Origin of the sequence: Myroides odoratimimus (assembly GCF_038039805.1) — a bacterium.
Taxonomy (GTDB): Bacteria; Bacteroidota; Bacteroidia; order Flavobacteriales; family Flavobacteriaceae; genus Flavobacterium; species Flavobacterium odoratimimum_B.
In genome coordinates this window covers 108,211-124,256 of record NZ_JBBPHK010000010.1, presented here as the reverse complement: position 1 = coordinate 124,256, position 16,046 = coordinate 108,211, and the positions used below count along the sequence as shown (strand labels likewise).

Below are 16,046 nucleotides of genomic sequence, written 5' to 3'. Positions count from 1 at the left end.
ATGTTGACTATACTTATAAAAATAAGGCAGGTGATGTATTAACAGAAGCACCAACCGAAGCAGGAGAGTACGCGGTAACAGCAATTGTCAAAGGTGGTAATAACTACGAAGACTTGACTTTAACATCAACAGTAACGATTACCAAAGCACTTATTAATAATGTTGCTTTCAACGGTAAAACAGTAGTTTATAATGGTAACCCACAAGAGGTTAAAGTTTCAGGAGAATTACCAGAAGGGGTAGAAGTATCTTATGAAAATAATGTTGGAACTAATGCAGGTGATTATAAATCAAAAGCTATTCTTAAAGGAGGTAATAATTACGAAGATTTAGTTTTAGAAACAGTATTAAGCATTAGTAAAGCTAATATTACAGGAATAAGTTTTGTAGATAAAGTGGTTTCTTATAATAAGCAAGAGCAAATAATTGAGATTATAGGAGAGTTACCTACAGGAGTTTCTGTTCTGTACGAAAAAGCAAAACAAACTGAGGTAGGGATTTATAATGCAATCGCTAGAATCAATGGTGGTATTAACTATAATGACTTAGTACTTGAGGCGAAATTTGAAATTAAAGAAGATCGTGTTCCTAGTAAAGATGCTGCTATTCACGAGTTTTTAATTAATGGTATTTCGTTCAAAAACCCAGGAGAAGTTATTGAGTATACATTAGAACCAACGGCAGAAGGAAATGATGCAGAAGTAAGAGTAGTATCATTCTCAGAGTATTCTTCATTAAATGTACCTGATTCATTTATTGTTGATACAAGTGATCCTAGAGTTTATTATACAAAGGTAACTGTAACTTCAGAAGATGGTAAAACTACGAAAACGTATACTATTAAGCTGATTAAACCTATTGAAGATAGACTGATTATTTTACAGAAATTCCAAAATACACTATTACTGAATAATAACCCTTCTACTAATGGAGGATATACATTTGTCAGTTATCAGTGGTATAAGAATGGAGTTGTTGTAGGTAAGAAGCAGAGTTACTCTGTAGGACAAGGAGGACAAAATAAACTAGATCCTAAAGACAATTACTATTTAGTAGTAAGAACCAATACAGGGGAGGAAATACACAGTACTCGTATTGATATTTATGAAGAAGCTAGTAAAGAGATTAAACTATATCCTAACCCTGTTTCATCTAGTGATATGACTACTAATATTATGGTAGAATACAGTCCAGAGCAGTTTGAGAATGGTAGAGTTGAAATCTTAACAGTGGATGGAAGGTTTATCTATAGACAAGAATTGTTTACTGGTGAAAACCGCATCGTAATCCCTAGTCAAGTAAGTTCAGGAATTTACCTAGCAGTAATAGATATCAATGGTAAAAAACAAACAATACGATTTACAATTAAGTAATATGAATAAGAAGATAATTTATATTAGTATAGTAGCTCTGATGAGCTACTATACTTCTACAGCACAAGAAATGGGGGGTTTTCTTTACTCCTCACTTTTCTAAGTCTTATGGTAATGATAATGGCGCAAGAGCAGTAGTGGGAAATGGTTTGAATATAGGAATAGGCTATGGTCAATATTTAAGTAAAAACTTTAGTATTCACATAGAGCCTAATTATGCACAGTACCACACTCAGTCTAGAGTGAATAGTTTTAAAGGAAACTTGAGTACAGTGGATAGAGATAATGATGCTTTTATTCTAAAGTATCAAGGTCAAAATCTAAAAGAGAAAGTAACCGTGAAGCAGTTAAATATTCCTCTGATGTTACAATATGAGACAGCGGGTGAGTCAGTACGTTTCTTTGTGAAATCAGGAGTATCTTATGGGTTACAATTAGAGGATGCAGTGTCTCGTACTAAGATGACTTCCTTGAGAACTTCAGGATATTATACAGAATATGATGTTGAATTATTTGAACCAAGTTTTGTTGGGTTTGGAGAGTTTAAGGGAGTTGCAGAGAAGAATGAAGTAGAACTTAAGAATCGTTGGGCTTATGTGGCAGAGATAGGAGTGAAGCAGTTGTTGTCAGATGAGAGTTCTTTATATATAGGCATGTACTTCGATATAGGATTAAACAATCTTGCGAAAGATGTAGAGCAACCTACAAGTACAGCGAAGACCTCATTCATTGGATATGATAGAGAACTAGATAATCCTCTTTTGATCAATTCTTCTCTTCAGCAGACAGTAGAGAAAGTATCGTATAAGAATTATAATCTTGGAATTAAATTGAAGTACTCATTTAATTTTAGTAAAACCAAAAAGAGAAGTACTCAGTTTACTTCAACTCTTTAAAAAAAGCTGTCAATCGACAGCTTTTTTTGTATCCTAAAAAGATACAAACTATTAAAATAGGATAATTTAGACTGTTATTTGTATGACTCTTCAATTGAAATAATTACTTTTACTAGGTTAGGAATAATAAAATTGGAGATTTATGAAGAAGAGAAAAGCTATAAGAAGTTGTTTTACCCTATTTCTTTTGGTATGTAGTATAAGTGTATTCGCAAAAGAGAAAACAAGTATAGTAAAGCAAGATTGTAATACTCAATTAGCTGAAATAATAAAACATAGTGATTTCGAATATCCCAATAAGGATTATTATGTAAGAATAGAGGATACTACAGGAGGAACTGTGATTATTAAAGTGTATGTCAGAAATAATTTATCAGAAGATCCTAAGAAACCTCAGATGGTAGAAAGTGTTGTGTCTTGGTTTATTATACAACCTCAGCGCGATGGAATATATCAATCTATGAATGCCCTCGACCCAGAGGAGCCTGACTTTAAAAAGTTAAAAGTAGATACTAAAGCTTTTGAATCACTAGTAAAATGTATTGATAAAAAATAATTTTAAAAGCCTACTTAGTATTTTACTAGTAGGCTTTTTAATAATTAAAAATGTTCTGAAGCGTTCGTTGTATTCATAAAGATAAAACCATCGAAGTGTTCTCTTAGTTTCACATTAGGAATAGTCATGTATTTTGTTTGTTCTTCTTGAGTCATTATTTTATACCCTATCTAATTCATTTTTTTAGGTGTATCAAATATACTTGAAGGAGTATTTTTAAAGTTGACAAAATAGTTCTTTTCAGTGTACTGCTCCATCTGTTGTTCTAATGAATTATCTTGTACTGTAGGTAAGTCATATGAATCGTATTTGCTTTCTTTTACATCTATATTATCGTTCATCGCACTGAAGGTACCATGTGCAGTAAAAGTTGCTAAAGAGTAAAACTGGTCACCATATTGCTTTTTGATGTATTCTCCCATTGGGTCAATAAAAGATGGAGTAAGGCCAATATGACCATTATGAGCAATGATAACCATCTTTTGGTTATATAAAGACTGTGTTCTCATGGCTATCTCAGCCATAGCATAATCTCGAGTATAACTTTCATTTCTTTGGCCAACTTCATATAACATTCTAAATCCTAGTTCTAAATTGTATAATGCAATCTTTGCATCTGTAGAAAGTCTATCACCGTATTTAGTAGTCATTTCTTTTGCTAATTGAAAAGCCTGTGTACCTACTTTGATTAAGTTGTCATAGTCTTTCTCAAAAGCCTCATCATTGGGTTTCTTCCAATTATAATCAAGATCCTTAGCTGCTTCAGATAATTTTAAACAGCTTTCATAATATGTTTTATTACGTGCTAAATCTTTTTCACTTAATAGAATCAAGGCGCTATTGTGAAGAAAATTGGTGTCAACACCAGTTAGCGTAATCTTGTCTTTATTCTTTTTATTATAAGATCTTATCCATAAGAATAGATTCTCTATCTCCTTTGTTTGCCATACAGAGACTAAGTTTGTTTTCATCTCTTTTTGTAGATCTCCATTAGAGTTAATAACCTTATTAATCATATAGGTATCCCCATAGGCATTTTCAAAAGATATAATTCTATAGTTGTGATTAGTGACTAAGTCCTTGATTAACTCTACTCTTAAATCATTGAACTCTTTAGTACCATGTGTTCCTTCACCTAGTGCCACTATTGTATGATCTTTTATAGCATTAGTGATAGGAGAGAGTCCTTTATATTGATTGCTATTCTTGTTATAAGAGAAAGGAATAACTTCTTTATCTTGTGCTATACTTGTTAAGGAAGCCAGTATGAACAAGCTTAATAAAGTTCTTTTTATTGTCATAATTTGTTGGTTGATTTAGCCTTAAAAATAATTTATTTTAACAAGGAAATATCTTTAAAATTATATTACATCTGTATTTACTTCTCTATTTTGACTCTCCTTTTAAGACTGTGCCCAATAGAACTCACAGTTGTCAAAGTCTCGGTTTTTTAAGTCCTCTTCTTTGATTAGTACACTGAATACTCCATCGTCATTAAAGTTGTTCTCTCCTATCTGCCACAGTACTACTTTATCAGAATGAATAAACTCTTCTACCTCTTCCTTACCTAATTGGCAATGAGTGAATATACCGAATATTTTTGAGAGATAGGTTCCTCCGAAATAATCCCAGTACATTCCATCCTCATCTACATCGTCTTCTTCATATTCATCCTCAGGCTCTCTATATCGATCAGAGAATAGCTCTGTATCAGCACTGATTTCATTGATAAGAACGCCATAGAAGAAATTGTCCTCATGCTCTACGATATGTCTTACCAATTGTTGGTTAGGAATATCAGTATAGATAACTTTACCAGTATCGGTCATAATGTCTGCGAAGAAGATGAGTTGCCCTGTTTTGGGTAATAATCCTGTTTTATCATGTGGAGAGCATGCCGCTAAATCTATTTGGCCTGCATAGTATAATCCTTGTGGATGATCTACTCCAGGAGGTAAGTCTATTACTGGTCCGCCATAGCGAGATTGTCCTAAAGGAATATCTATCTCTGTGTGTAATACATCAGATTCTTTCATCCAACTTTGTCTTCCTAGAGAAGCTGGGATATACTGACGTTTATCAGCAGAAAATTTTATAATATCAAATGTTTTATCGTACATTGGATTCGTTTTTGAAATATGTAGCAATATAGTAAATAGTCATTTTAACAAGATGAACCAGAATAAACAAAAAATAACTAAAAAGTGGAACAATCTTATCTATTATGGATTATTGTTTATCATCACTTCTTTTACACAGACTAGTATTGCGATGTATTCTTTTAAAGATCAGCCTTCAGGAGATATTGCGTTTAGTTTCTTTCAAGACATCTTCTTAGGTTCTTTATTTGCAGGTATTTTATATATTTCCATACTGATTTTTATTCATAAGATTCCGCGTTTTAGTGTTCAGCTTATTATTCACAGTATTCTACTTTTGGGGTTATGGTTTTTACAGTGTCTAAGTGTTTTTATGGATAGAGAAGCTTCATGGAGTACATATTCTATGAGGGAGTCTATTATTTACACTTTGCATTATAGTCTAATGCCCTTATTAACTACATTGTTGATCTATATTTTTATTTCTTTTAGATTGTATAACTATAGTAAGGGAGTGCATTTACTGACAGATATGGTCAAACCTAGATCATGATAGAATAACCTTCTTTTTAATCCTTTCTTTTATCGCTATCGCAGAGCAAATAGGTATACTATGGAATGAAGTATAGTGATATAAATACCAATTAAAAGATTCACTTAAAAATAGGACAGACTTTACCACATAAATGTTAAAAAAATATTTAGTATTAGGTGTTTTTAGCTTAGTAAAAACGTATATATTTGTTAAATTAGTTAATGAGTTGCGTATAGGTGTTTAATTTAAGTTAATGAAGGTTTTATATCGTGTGGTTTTGTTTCTTTTCCTTATCAGTATAAATTATATTTATGCTAGGAAAGAATACATATATACCCTTAAACCCATTGAGACTCTAGAATCTAATGAATTACAGCGAAGTGTAGAGCTCATCATGACTCATTTAGATATTGATACCTATTACCAATACGTGGATTTTGACAATATTGCTCTTAAAGAAAGCACACTTACTTCCTCTCATTTTGTATATCTTATTCCTTATCAGACTTCAAATACCTCAGATTGGAATGTGTGTATAGCCATATTAAATGAAAGTAATGAGATTGTAATGTCAGGTATTGCTAAGCACACTTGGGATTATCAAGCTGATGTTTCTTTTTATCCCGTGATAAGCTTTGATCAACCTTATATCTATAATAAGAATGTAGAACTCAATATCACAGTAGATATCCTATTGACAGGAGAGGTAGAGCACAAGGAAGTAGTCTCTAATCAGAAGTTGCTTTTTGTGCCAAATCAGAATAAAGACAAATTGATTAATATTCTTCAATACGAATACAATACTGTACTGAAGTATGATGATGCTAAGGGGTATAGGTATAGTTTTAGCGTGAATAATAATGATAAACTAACGATAGAGCCAGAGATGACAGAAGAGTTTTATAACCTAAATCTGGTCAGAGAACGCAATGTTAGTATTAGTACGCTACCCCAACTCAGACAAAAGTGTTCTACAGCTAATCAGAAGACATCTCCATTTTTAGTAAAAGAACAAAAAGAAGATTCTTTTTTAACGTCCTATTTCGTACAGCGATTTACAGAAGCCTATATCTATTATAAGGAAGAAGAAAAGTATAAAGTCTTATCGGCAGTTGCACCTCGTATAAATATTCTTAGTTTATATGAAAAGTGTATGACACAAAGCAAACCCTAAACAAAATAAAAATGCCTCAATAACAAGAGGCATTCTAATAGGCTAAATCAGTGGTGTGTTTTGTTAGGAGTTTTTAATCGCTCCCTAATTCGTTAAAGCAAATGTATTATAAGCTTCTATTGCGAATATATTATCTTTTTAGAAGATGAGCTTCTAAAGTGTGCAAATGTAACAAGTTTAAACAAATTAAAATTGCAATAAAAAGACTTTTAGGTGTGTTTATTACACATTGATATAAAAAAAGCATGTTATTTTGTGATTTTTTAGTTTTGATAATACAGTTTAGTGTTAAAGTTTGTGCTAATGATACTTTTTTATAGCAAATAACGAACTACATATATCTAGTGAGCTATTCGTTATTATTCATTCTGCCAGGATTGATTTAAAAGTGACTATATTATCTACTTGAATTATAAAAAGTAATTGTTGGTATTTTTCTTTTTCCAATTATTCAAGTATAAACGAATTGATAAAACTCTAGAAATAGTATATACTTTTTTCTTATAATTAATACGAGTGGGTATTAAAAAAATAGAGTTCTTCATAAAATTAGAACAAAGAACTCTATCTTTAAAAATAAGTAGTGAATGTGTTTTGATTTAGTCTTTACTACATTACTTTTTATCTATAGATTTAGTAGGATCATCTCATTTGCGGGGTAACTCTATAGGTACATGATATACACTAGTACTGTGCATAGTGTGATTAGCAGATTTCCACACACTCCAGAAGTGAATAGTACCCGTCTGCCAATTAGCAGGAAGCTCAAAATGAGTGTGTTTATCTGCTCTTTGTCCAATACTCTCAGCGATATAGAAAGTATTAAGCTCATCGTTAAAAGCAATCATCGTCAATAGATCATCAGTATTTGTCAACGAATTAATGAATGAATCATCCCATTTGACTTTTACCTTATTCTCTTTTAAAAAGCTAATCTTCTGTATCGCCGCAGGGGTTAGTACCCCTATGGATAGCAATACCCTCTGAGGAATAATATGAATCATATTATCAATCAGAAATACTCCGTTCTTCATAATCTCAGATCGAATCTGATCATAGCCTGTTTTAGTCTTATTCTCTGTTTCCAATACAGGGTAATGCTTGTTGACAAAATCCTTTATCTCTTTTAAAAATTTGACTACTACCGTTAATTTACTTCGCTGTATAATCTGTTTTTCACTCGCTTCTTTTTTACTTTTTGGAGCTAAGCTTCTTATTATATTCTTTCCTCTGTATTTATATCCAACTACTGTACCTACCTTACCCTGTACACCACCTAGGATACCTTCTTTAATTTCTGCCATAATTATCGTTTTTAGTTTCTATACAAGGTATAGATAATCAGTTGCTTATAAAATAAAGAAATCAAAGATATTATCTGTAAATAGGGAGGATATATTGCTTTAAAACTTTGATTCTTGATACTATCGCCTCTTTATATTGTTTTTTATTTCTTCAACACTGCCTCAATACTTCTTCAAGATTCCTTCAACAAACTACCTCTCTCCTAGAGCAATCTTGGAGTATTGTTGAAGAAGTGTTGAAGGACTTCAGTTAAAGCTAGATACAGTCTATCCTCAACCATACATAACTTTTTATTATAAAACGACTTCTTATCTGGGTAATGTTTTGATATGGTGAAAGGTAGGGTGTTTTTTTGAAGAATAAAATAGGGTGTAATTTTTGAATGGTGAGATAGTGGTTATGGAAAACCGTAATAGTTTTTATCGACAATAACTATATTTGATAAAAACTGAATAGAAACACTTTTTTTTAGCTTTCTAAACTAGAAAAATAGTAGTTTTAATAACAAAAGTAAAGGGAAAATAATCTAGGATAAATGAAAAGAAGTTATTATCAAGTAGAAATTAAAGATTTTATAAGAGAAGATATAGATCTTGTTTTTGGAAAATTAGCTAGGAATCATCAACATGATTTAGAGGATTTACAGAAAAAAGCATGGATCCAACAGATTAGATTTTTAAAAGAAAACCTTATTAATGTTGAAGGTAATATATATTTTGAGTTCTCTATACCCCGAATGGGAAAAAGAGTTGATAATATATTGTTGATAAACAATATCATTTTTGTATTAGAATTTAAAGTAGGTGAAGATAAATTTACTAAAGAAGCACAGAATCAGACAATAGACTATTGTTTAGACTTGTTGAATTTTCATGAAGAAAGTCATAATAAAAGTGTTATACCTATTTTAATTGCTACAAAAGGGCCTAACGTGGTCAGTAATATTCAAAAAGTTATAGAATTAGAAGAATGTATTTTATGTAATGAGAAAAATTTTAAAAATATTCTACAGAAAGCTTTAAGGGAAATTAAAATATCAGATAAGTTAAATGTTGACAAATGGAATGAAAGTAGATATAAACCAACACCAACTATTATAGAAGCTGCCCAAGCTTTATATAAAGGGCATAATGTTAAAGATATTTCTCGAAGTGATGCAGGAGCAATTAATTTATATCAAACTAGCTTGGTTATAAATAAAATTATAGATGATGCCAAGATTAAAAAACAAAAGTCTATATGTTTTTTAACTGGTGTGCCTGGCGCAGGTAAAACATTGGCTGGATTAAATATAGCAAATGAGAGATTAAAATCTGATGAGTCAGAACATGCGGTGTTTTTATCAGGTAATGGTCCTTTGGTTGACGTATTAAGGGAAGCATTAATAAGAGATTCGATTAAAGTAGCAAAATTCAGTAGTAAAAAATTGACACGCACAGATGCTACTAGAGAAGCAAAAGCATTTATTCAAAATATACATCATTTTAGAGATGATAATTTAGAAACATATAAAGCACCTATTGAAAAAGTTGTCATTTTCGACGAAGCTCAAAGAGCTTGGAAGAAAGAACAAGTTTCAAAATTTATGAAAACAAAAAAAGGTATAGACAATTTTGAAATGTCAGAACCAGAGTATTTAATTAGTGTAATGAATAGACACGAGGATTGGTGTACAATAATCTGTTTAATAGGAGGAGGACAGGAGATTAATACTGGAGAAGCTGGAATATCAGAATGGTTATACTCTTTGAAAAATAACTTTAATGATTGGAATATCTATTATTCTAATAAGATTTTAAGTGACAGTAGTACTTATTTAGATAATATAGAATTAATAGATTGGTTAAAAGGAAAAGGAAAAATGGAAGTAGGTCTTCATTTAGAAGTATCACTCCGATCATTTAGAAGTGAACAGGTTTCTTTATTTGTACAATATGTTTTGGCTAATCAAAGTAAAAAAGCAATAGAGGTTTATACTCTATTAAAAGACAATTATCCTATTGTTCTTACTCGTAATTTGTCATTAGCAAAAGACTGGTTAAAAAAGAAGTCAAAGGGATCAGAGAGAATAGGTTTAATAGCTAGTTCAGGAGCAAGGAGATTAAAAAACGAAGGCATAAATGTCAAAAATGAGATAAAACCTGCAGATTGGTTTCTAAATGATATGAATGATGTACGTTCATCTTATTATTTAGAAGATATTGCGACAGAGTTTGATATTCAAGGTTTAGAAATAGATTATACTTGTGTGGCATGGGATATTAATCTGTATTATACTGGCAATAACTGGAATTATCAAAGTTTTAAGGGGGCGAAATGGCAGAAGATAATAAAGATTATTTATTAAATTCTTATCGAGTACTTTTAACCAGAGCAAGACAAGGAATGGTGATATTTGTCCCAAATGTTGATGATACTGACCATACACGACCTAAAGTGTATTATGATCAGACTTTTGAATATTTAAAGGAGTGTGGAATAAAAATTCTTTAAAAGTAAGTGAAGGAGTAAGTGTACTGGTTTAGCGTTAAGAATTTAAAGCTTATTTTTCTCAGAATATTATCTAAATAGTATACTACATGATTTTTTAGGATGAGGGATAATTCTTACCTTCGCCTGCCGAAAAGGAGCAGTTTATAAGAAGGTTGTTTTTGTAGTAAACAATAGGACTTAGAGGGCTGTTTAGCTATTTGTATTTTGTGCTAAATAACGAGTGTGAGATTAGAAATAGCGAGGTTATATACATTGTTTTTATAAGGATAATAGAATCAGGTATATAGATTTAAATTAATCAGTGAAGATGACTTATACAGAAGTAAAAATAAAGATAGATAACTTACAGCAGGAGGTAGAAGCTCAAGGTGGATTAAATAGTGAACAGTTCTCGGTATTGTCTAAAAAGTATCGTTTGGAGTGTAATTATTATTCTACAAGTGCTGAGGGAAATACATTGACAAAGGAAGAGATACGCAGCATGCTAGATGGGATAGTTAAGGTAGATAATAAACCTTTAAGTGATTTGATGGAAGTCAAGAAGCACGATGAGGTTTTAAAAGATATCTTAGGAGGTAGTGTAGTAGAGGTACATCTGTCAGAAAAGTATATTAAAGAGCTTCATTCAAAATTGATGTATGAAGAGAATAGTGAGAAGAGAGTAGCATTAGGGCAGTGGAAACAAGAGCCAAATGAAATGGTGACTTATAAGGGGGATAGGTATGCGTATGTAGGTGTAGCTGATGTTAAATCAGAAATGAAAGAACTAATCAATCGTACAAATGAAGCTATTGATTATATACTGAAAGGAAAGAAATATGCGCCTCACCCTATTGATGTAGCATTGAATTTTCACGTAGATTTCTTGAAGATTAGTCCTTTTGAGAAAGGAAATGGGCTTATTGCTCGTATGCTGAGTAATCAGATTTTGATTGCGTTTGTCTATATGCCATTTTGGATTACCGATAAAGAACTTGATGCTTATCATCAGTATATCGCTGATGTACTGCGTTATGAAGGAGCAAAAGACGATTTGTTTGGATTGATAGGTCAGCAAATTCTTCGATCACAACAGATGGTTGTAGATATACAAGAGGGTAAATCTATTGAAGAGTCTGAAAAGTTCTACAATCAAATAGAAATGCTTAAGCGCCAACTAAAAGCAAAAGAGGAGGAGCAGAGTAAAGTAAGATCAGTGGCATGGCTAGATTCTATATTTACTCATTCGATACGCCCTTTATTTACAGAAGTCGAGAATAAGGTAACAGAGAGTTTTGGAGACCTATTTGAAGAGATTATAGGACAGTATACTTTAGATGTTTCAGAACAGGAGATAGAAGAGTTAACTGAAGAAGAACTACTTTCTGAAACAATAGAGCACCAAGAAGAGGAGTCTATTGCTGGTGAAGAGGAAGTAGTAGTAGAAGAGCCTATGACTATTGAGGAGGAAGAGGCAGTAGAGGAAGAAAGTGTTGTAGCTGAAGATGAGAGTGGTGAGGACGAGATAGTTATAGAAGAGGATGTGGTATTAGAAGAGATTTCTAATGAAATAGATTTAAGTAATCCAATTATTGTATGGGATAGAGCAGAAGGTATACAATCTGTTATCCGTTTAGCTGGATTCAAACTAATAGAAGGAGCAGAAGCTATAGAAGTAGGTTTAACTTGTGTGTTTACTGAAGTGACTTATGTGATAGACTTAGGCAATGGTACTGTATTCGAGAAAGAATATGATCAGCAATTAGAAGCGCAGGATATAAAAGCTATTAGTGATTATACTTGCGAATTGATTGTCAAAAAGATTAATGAGATATAAGTATATTTAGAAGATATACCCATAAAAAAAGCACTGTCATAAACAGTGCTTTTTTTATGGGTATATGATGATAATTCTTCTATTACTCATTAATTTGGAATGTTATTTGATGTTGATTAAGTGTTTAATTATAAAATACTTAGTTATGGATATAGAAGCTTATTTACATCCTAATTATAGGATTTGTGGTATGTCTCCAGTAGAGATTAATGAGGAGTTATCTACTTGGACACGAGATGAAATGATAGCATGGCTGTGTTGGAGCAATCCTACAGGGATTTTTATAGATAGTGAGGCTATTGTAGAGTATGGGGATATTATTTGGAGAAATGAAGCAATAGATTTAATTATGTATAAGATAGAACTAATGCAGAAAAATGAATAAGTAGTTTAACGTAAAATACGTATTAGTCCAATGTTACAAAGCAACTTTATTTCATAGCTCTTTTATTAGTTGTACTACAATATGCTTTTGTTACTAATTCAGGCTTGTTTTGTATAGTTGCTTTTGATTATATGTTTATTATTTTAAAAATGAGTATTTTTAAATAACTAAATTAGATGTAGATAGTTATGAAATATCTTTTTATCGTCTTTGGATTATTTGTATTAGTAGGATGTCAACCATCTGTAGAGAAGCAGAAGTATATTGAAGAACGCCAACTTAGTGAGGCGCAAGCAGTGAAGCAAGATAGTATTATTGCTAAATATGCTACTAATGGTGCTCATCAGTATAACTACTATTTAGATATGAATAAGTGGCAAACCAATTTAGATGAGGGGCTTAAGAAGGATAGTACTATAGCTTATCTATGGCAACAAAAAGCAATGCCTTATTTTAAAAATAGGAAGTATGAGGTAGGTATGGAATATTTAGATAAAGCTGTACGCTATGATGTGAAGCGTTATTTGCCTTATCGAGCTTTTATTAAATGTGTGTTCCTTAAAACGTATAAAGATGCAATTGCAGATTTTGAGGAATGTTTATCCCGCTGGGGAGATAGGTATGAAATGGATCACACATATACTTTTTATATAGGGCTGTCTTATTTGCAATTGAATGAATTTGTTACAGCAGAACAATATTTTTTAAGAGCAGTAGAGAAGCAGAAAGAGGTATTTCAGGATATACACCATGTTGATCTGTTTTATCTAGGGATTGTCAAGTATGAACAGGAATTATATCAAGAAGCAATTGACTATTTTGATATGGCGATTAAGGAGTATAAAGAGTTTTCGGATGCCTATTATTATAAAGCTCTTTGTCAAGATAAGCAAAAAGATAATGTAGCAAATGATACATTTAAGTTATTCGTGGAATATAATAAGAAGGGATACTCTATCAATGAAGCGAATGCTATGTATGAATTATATCCTTATCAGATAAAGCCCAAGAGCCAACGTTAATTAAATACTACTTAATAGTTCTAGTATTACAATATATTTTTGTTACTAATTCAGGCTTGTTTTTGTATAGTTGCTGTCTAATGTTGATTTTGGATTAAGAAAAGTATTCAAATTAGTTGTTTTTAGGGGTACTGTTTAGTTGTAATAATATCTACATTTGCTGAAAATATAGAAGGTATGAAAAGAGCATTAATGCTGATATGTATAGTAGCTATAACGATGAGCTGCAAGGAGAATAATACAACTGAGAAGAAAGCTGTAGAACAGACTGGTATGGAGACGACAGTGTCTGCTACTGAAAGTGAGAAAATAAAGCAGTTACAAAGTGAGTTATTAGTTCCGATGGAGATTAGTGATAAGGAGGCTAAAGAAGTGACTAAGAAGTATGGATTAGAGTTTGGAGGAACTTGCTACGCCTGTGATGTTGCTAATATTATTATAGATGGAGAGATGATAAACTTAATGAATGCATGTGATATTCAAACGCAGATCTCTTATAAGATTACTAAAATAGAGGAGAAGGATAAAATGATAACCATACATACTCCATTAAATGAGTTCGTTTTTGAAAGAGTAGATGATTATCCTGTGTATCAATTAACTGTAAAAGGACAGGTAATTGATCAAGAGTTGTATAGACCTGCAGGCTTTTATACTTTAAAGAGTTTATTAGAGTCTTTTGATGTTCACGATTGTGGCGATTTTGAGGGATAGGAGTTGGTTTACAGTGCACTGTTAACAGTACACAGTAACTAATAAAAAGATATAAAAAAAGTCGAAGTTTGTGCTTCGACTTTTTTTGTTTTTGTATGTAACGAATAGAACGTTTATAATACTTATATTGTGGTATAAACTAAATAGAAGATATGCTAACTCTCTTGAAGTATTTACTAGAAATACGATTTAGAAAATATGTGTCTAAAGGAGACTATATAGCGATGATGTTGATCTGTGGGCTTTATATAGGTACTGCGGTATTAGCCTATTTTAATTACGCCATAGTAAAAGGTATATTTTATTTTGTATTTATAGATGCTATTCTATATCACTTGGGTAGATTAGATATAGAGTTATTAAAAGTATATAAACATTATCGTGTAGTGTTATGGCTAGAGTATTTGGTTTATAGTTTACCTTTTCTACTCGTGTTGGTAGTAAAACAAGAGTATGTAGGATTGGGGAGTGTAGTTGTGTTATACTACCTCTTGTCTTTTATCCCAAAGAAACAATCAGCAGTGGTTAAGTATCCTTTTTCTTTAGTAGATCCCTTTTGGAGGATTAGTTTTAGGAAGTTTAAATTGTTGTGGATATTGCCTATAGTGATTTTGTTTAGTGTAATGGGAGTGAAACACAGTAATGAAAACTTGGTTATAGGGAGTTTTATCTTAGCAGGAATCTTAACAATGGTGCCAACTTTTAAAAGAGAAAGGGAAATAGAGATTATGACAAGTGTACTAAGTGGGGGAGAGTATTTAGAGCAACAGGTAAAAGTTCAGATGTTTAATTCTTTACTAGTTATAATGCCCATTTTACTATTGGTTTTAGTATTGTCATTTGATTGGAATTATGTGTTTTGGGGAGTACTAGTTCTAGTTTTACCAATGTGTAACACGGTATTAAAGTATTATTTTTATACAAGTGAATTAAAACATCAATTGTTTATAGCAAGTTGCTTTATAGGAATAGGTTTACCGCTATTAGCAATGCCTTTTTTATATAAACGAGCAATTCGTCAATTAAATCAGATAAAGAATGTTGAAAGTAAATATTAAAGAAAAGAGCTATGGTAATCATCTTGTTCTAAAAGACATTCAATTTACTATAGATAAACCTGGCATTTATGGGGTAATGGGGAAAAATGGAGAGGGAAAGACTACGCTGTTTAAATGTATGCTTGGTTTAGAAAAATATAAAGGAACTGTTGAATTAAATGACAAGATTCTTTCTCTGCAAGAAGTAGGGTGGTGTGGTGCCGAACCTGCTGTATATGATGAGTTAACAGCAGAGGAGTTTTATACTTTTTACCAACATTTAATACAACAAAAAAGACAGGGTAATCAATTGTTATTTGAGTTGCCTACAGATAAGCTAATAAAGGAATTCTCTACAGGGATGAAGAAAAAGGTCTATCTCAATGCTGTACTTCAGAAAGAGTATAAGATGTATGTACTAGATGAACCTTTTAATGGGCTAGATATAGAGGCTAATTATTATTTGATGAAGTATCTAGATCATCTGTCTCAAGAGAGTATTGTATTTATTTCTTCTCATATAGCAGATGTGTTATATAAACATTGTCAAGCTATTTTTATGATAAAGAATAGAGGCGTCAAATGCTATGAGCAAGAGGGTTTTAAAGAAATAGAAGAAGAATTTTTTAAATAGAAAGAAA

At 31.6% G+C, this 16,046-nt stretch carries 14 protein-coding genes and 1 pseudogene; 12 read left to right on the top strand and 3 right to left on the bottom strand.

From position 1 onward, the window contains the following. From AABL85_RS09605 to AABL85_RS09595, 3 genes are all read left to right on the top strand, one after another. Positions 1–1,373, top strand: a 1,373-nt coding sequence (locus tag AABL85_RS09605) for a T9SS type A sorting domain-containing protein (RefSeq protein WP_341309930.1), incomplete at its 5' end; no start/stop codon positions are given. 149 nt (positions 1,374–1,522) lie between these two features. After that, positions 1,523–2,269 carry an outer membrane beta-barrel protein gene (locus AABL85_RS09600; protein ID WP_341309929.1) on the top strand — a complete coding sequence of 249 codons (747 nt, stop codon included), beginning with the start codon at positions 1,523–1,525 and terminating at the stop codon, positions 2,267–2,269. A gap of 142 nt (positions 2,270–2,411) precedes the next feature. Beyond that, positions 2,412–2,825: a hypothetical protein gene (locus AABL85_RS09595; RefSeq protein ID WP_341309928.1), complete on the top strand. Its 414-nt coding sequence runs from the start codon at positions 2,412–2,414 to the stop codon at positions 2,823–2,825. A gap of 170 nt (positions 2,826–2,995) precedes the next feature. Here AABL85_RS09595 and AABL85_RS09590 read toward each other — a convergent pair whose 3' ends face one another. Next, positions 2,996–4,126, bottom strand: coding sequence for an erythromycin esterase family protein (locus tag AABL85_RS09590; protein WP_341309927.1), 1,131 nt, complete (start codon positions 4,124–4,126; stop codon positions 2,996–2,998). Positions 4,127–4,228: 102 nt separating this feature from the next. Further along, positions 4,229–4,945 (bottom strand): DUF1963 domain-containing protein, encoded by a 717-nt coding sequence (locus AABL85_RS09585; protein WP_341309926.1) that lies wholly within the window; start codon positions 4,943–4,945, stop codon positions 4,229–4,231. A gap of 52 nt (positions 4,946–4,997) precedes the next feature. On the opposite strand from AABL85_RS09585, the gene AABL85_RS09580 reads away from it, so the two are divergent. Both AABL85_RS09580 and AABL85_RS09575 read left to right on the top strand, forming a co-directional pair. Then, positions 4,998–5,477 carry a hypothetical protein gene (locus AABL85_RS09580; RefSeq protein ID WP_341309925.1) on the top strand — a complete coding sequence of 160 codons (480 nt, stop codon included), beginning with the start codon at positions 4,998–5,000 and terminating at the stop codon, positions 5,475–5,477. A gap of 235 nt (positions 5,478–5,712) precedes the next feature. After that, positions 5,713–6,633, top strand: coding sequence for a hypothetical protein (locus AABL85_RS09575; RefSeq protein WP_341309924.1), 921 nt, complete (start codon positions 5,713–5,715; stop codon positions 6,631–6,633). Between the two features lie 647 nt (positions 6,634–7,280). Here AABL85_RS09575 and AABL85_RS09570 read toward each other — a convergent pair. Beyond that, the gene (locus tag AABL85_RS09570; protein WP_341309923.1) at positions 7,281–7,937 is read right to left on the bottom strand and encodes a DUF6266 family protein; all 657 of its coding nucleotides are present in this window, start codon (positions 7,935–7,937) and stop codon (positions 7,281–7,283) included. A 536-nt stretch (positions 7,938–8,473) separates the two neighbouring features. Here AABL85_RS09570 and AABL85_RS09565 point away from each other — a divergent pair. The 7 genes and pseudogenes from AABL85_RS09565 (at position 8,474) to AABL85_RS09535 (ending at position 16,039) form a co-directional block, all read left to right on the top strand. Continuing rightward, a pseudogene (locus AABL85_RS09565) lies at positions 8,474–10,431 on the top strand (DUF2075 domain-containing protein). 307 nt (positions 10,432–10,738) lie between these two features. Further along, the gene (locus AABL85_RS09560) at positions 10,739–12,247 is read left to right on the top strand and encodes a Fic family protein (RefSeq protein WP_341309922.1); all 1,509 of its coding nucleotides are present in this window, start codon (positions 10,739–10,741) and stop codon (positions 12,245–12,247) included. A gap of 145 nt (positions 12,248–12,392) precedes the next feature. Continuing rightward, on the top strand, positions 12,393–12,632 hold the full coding sequence (locus tag AABL85_RS09555; protein WP_286415696.1) for a hypothetical protein: 240 nt from the start codon (positions 12,393–12,395) through the stop codon (positions 12,630–12,632). A 188-nt stretch (positions 12,633–12,820) separates the two neighbouring features. After that, on the top strand, positions 12,821–13,654 hold the full coding sequence (locus AABL85_RS09550; RefSeq protein ID WP_341309921.1) for a tetratricopeptide repeat protein: 834 nt from the start codon (positions 12,821–12,823) through the stop codon (positions 13,652–13,654). Between the two features lie 177 nt (positions 13,655–13,831). Further along, the gene (locus AABL85_RS09545; protein WP_341309920.1) at positions 13,832–14,368 is read left to right on the top strand and encodes a hypothetical protein; all 537 of its coding nucleotides are present in this window, start codon (positions 13,832–13,834) and stop codon (positions 14,366–14,368) included. A gap of 152 nt (positions 14,369–14,520) precedes the next feature. Further along, the gene (locus AABL85_RS09540) at positions 14,521–15,426 is read left to right on the top strand and encodes a hypothetical protein (RefSeq protein ID WP_341309919.1); all 906 of its coding nucleotides are present in this window, start codon (positions 14,521–14,523) and stop codon (positions 15,424–15,426) included. Beyond that, on the top strand, positions 15,407–16,039 hold the full coding sequence (locus AABL85_RS09535; protein ID WP_341309918.1) for an ATP-binding cassette domain-containing protein: 633 nt from the start codon (positions 15,407–15,409) through the stop codon (positions 16,037–16,039). Before AABL85_RS09540 ends, AABL85_RS09535 begins: the two co-directional genes overlap by 20 nt. The last annotated feature ends 7 nt before the right edge of the window (positions 16,040–16,046 follow it).

Bases quoted from the DNA above. Each gene is read 5' to 3' on its own strand.
- AABL85_RS09550 (WP_341309921.1), top strand. From the start codon at position 12,821: ATGAAATATCTTTTTATCGTCTTTGGATTATTTGTATTAGTAGGATGT.
- AABL85_RS09575 (WP_341309924.1), top strand. From the start codon at position 5,713: ATGAAGGTTTTATATCGTGTGGTTTTGTTTCTTTTCCTTATCAGTATA.
- AABL85_RS09585 (WP_341309926.1), bottom strand. From the start codon at position 4,945: ATGTACGATAAAACATTTGATATTATAAAATTTTCTGCTGATAAACGT.
- AABL85_RS09540 (WP_341309919.1), top strand. From the start codon at position 14,521: ATGCTAACTCTCTTGAAGTATTTACTAGAAATACGATTTAGAAAATAT.
- AABL85_RS09570 (WP_341309923.1), bottom strand. From the start codon at position 7,937: ATGGCAGAAATTAAAGAAGGTATCCTAGGTGGTGTACAGGGTAAGGTA.
- AABL85_RS09555 (WP_286415696.1), top strand. From the start codon at position 12,393: ATGGATATAGAAGCTTATTTACATCCTAATTATAGGATTTGTGGTATG.
- AABL85_RS09580 (WP_341309925.1), top strand. From the start codon at position 4,998: ATGAACCAGAATAAACAAAAAATAACTAAAAAGTGGAACAATCTTATC.
- AABL85_RS09545 (WP_341309920.1), top strand. From the start codon at position 13,832: ATGAAAAGAGCATTAATGCTGATATGTATAGTAGCTATAACGATGAGC.
- AABL85_RS09595 (WP_341309928.1), top strand. From the start codon at position 2,412: ATGAAGAAGAGAAAAGCTATAAGAAGTTGTTTTACCCTATTTCTTTTG.
- AABL85_RS09535 (WP_341309918.1), top strand. From the start codon at position 15,407: ATGTTGAAAGTAAATATTAAAGAAAAGAGCTATGGTAATCATCTTGTT.
- AABL85_RS09590 (WP_341309927.1), bottom strand. From the start codon at position 4,126: ATGACAATAAAAAGAACTTTATTAAGCTTGTTCATACTGGCTTCCTTA.
- AABL85_RS09560 (WP_341309922.1), top strand. From the start codon at position 10,739: ATGACTTATACAGAAGTAAAAATAAAGATAGATAACTTACAGCAGGAG.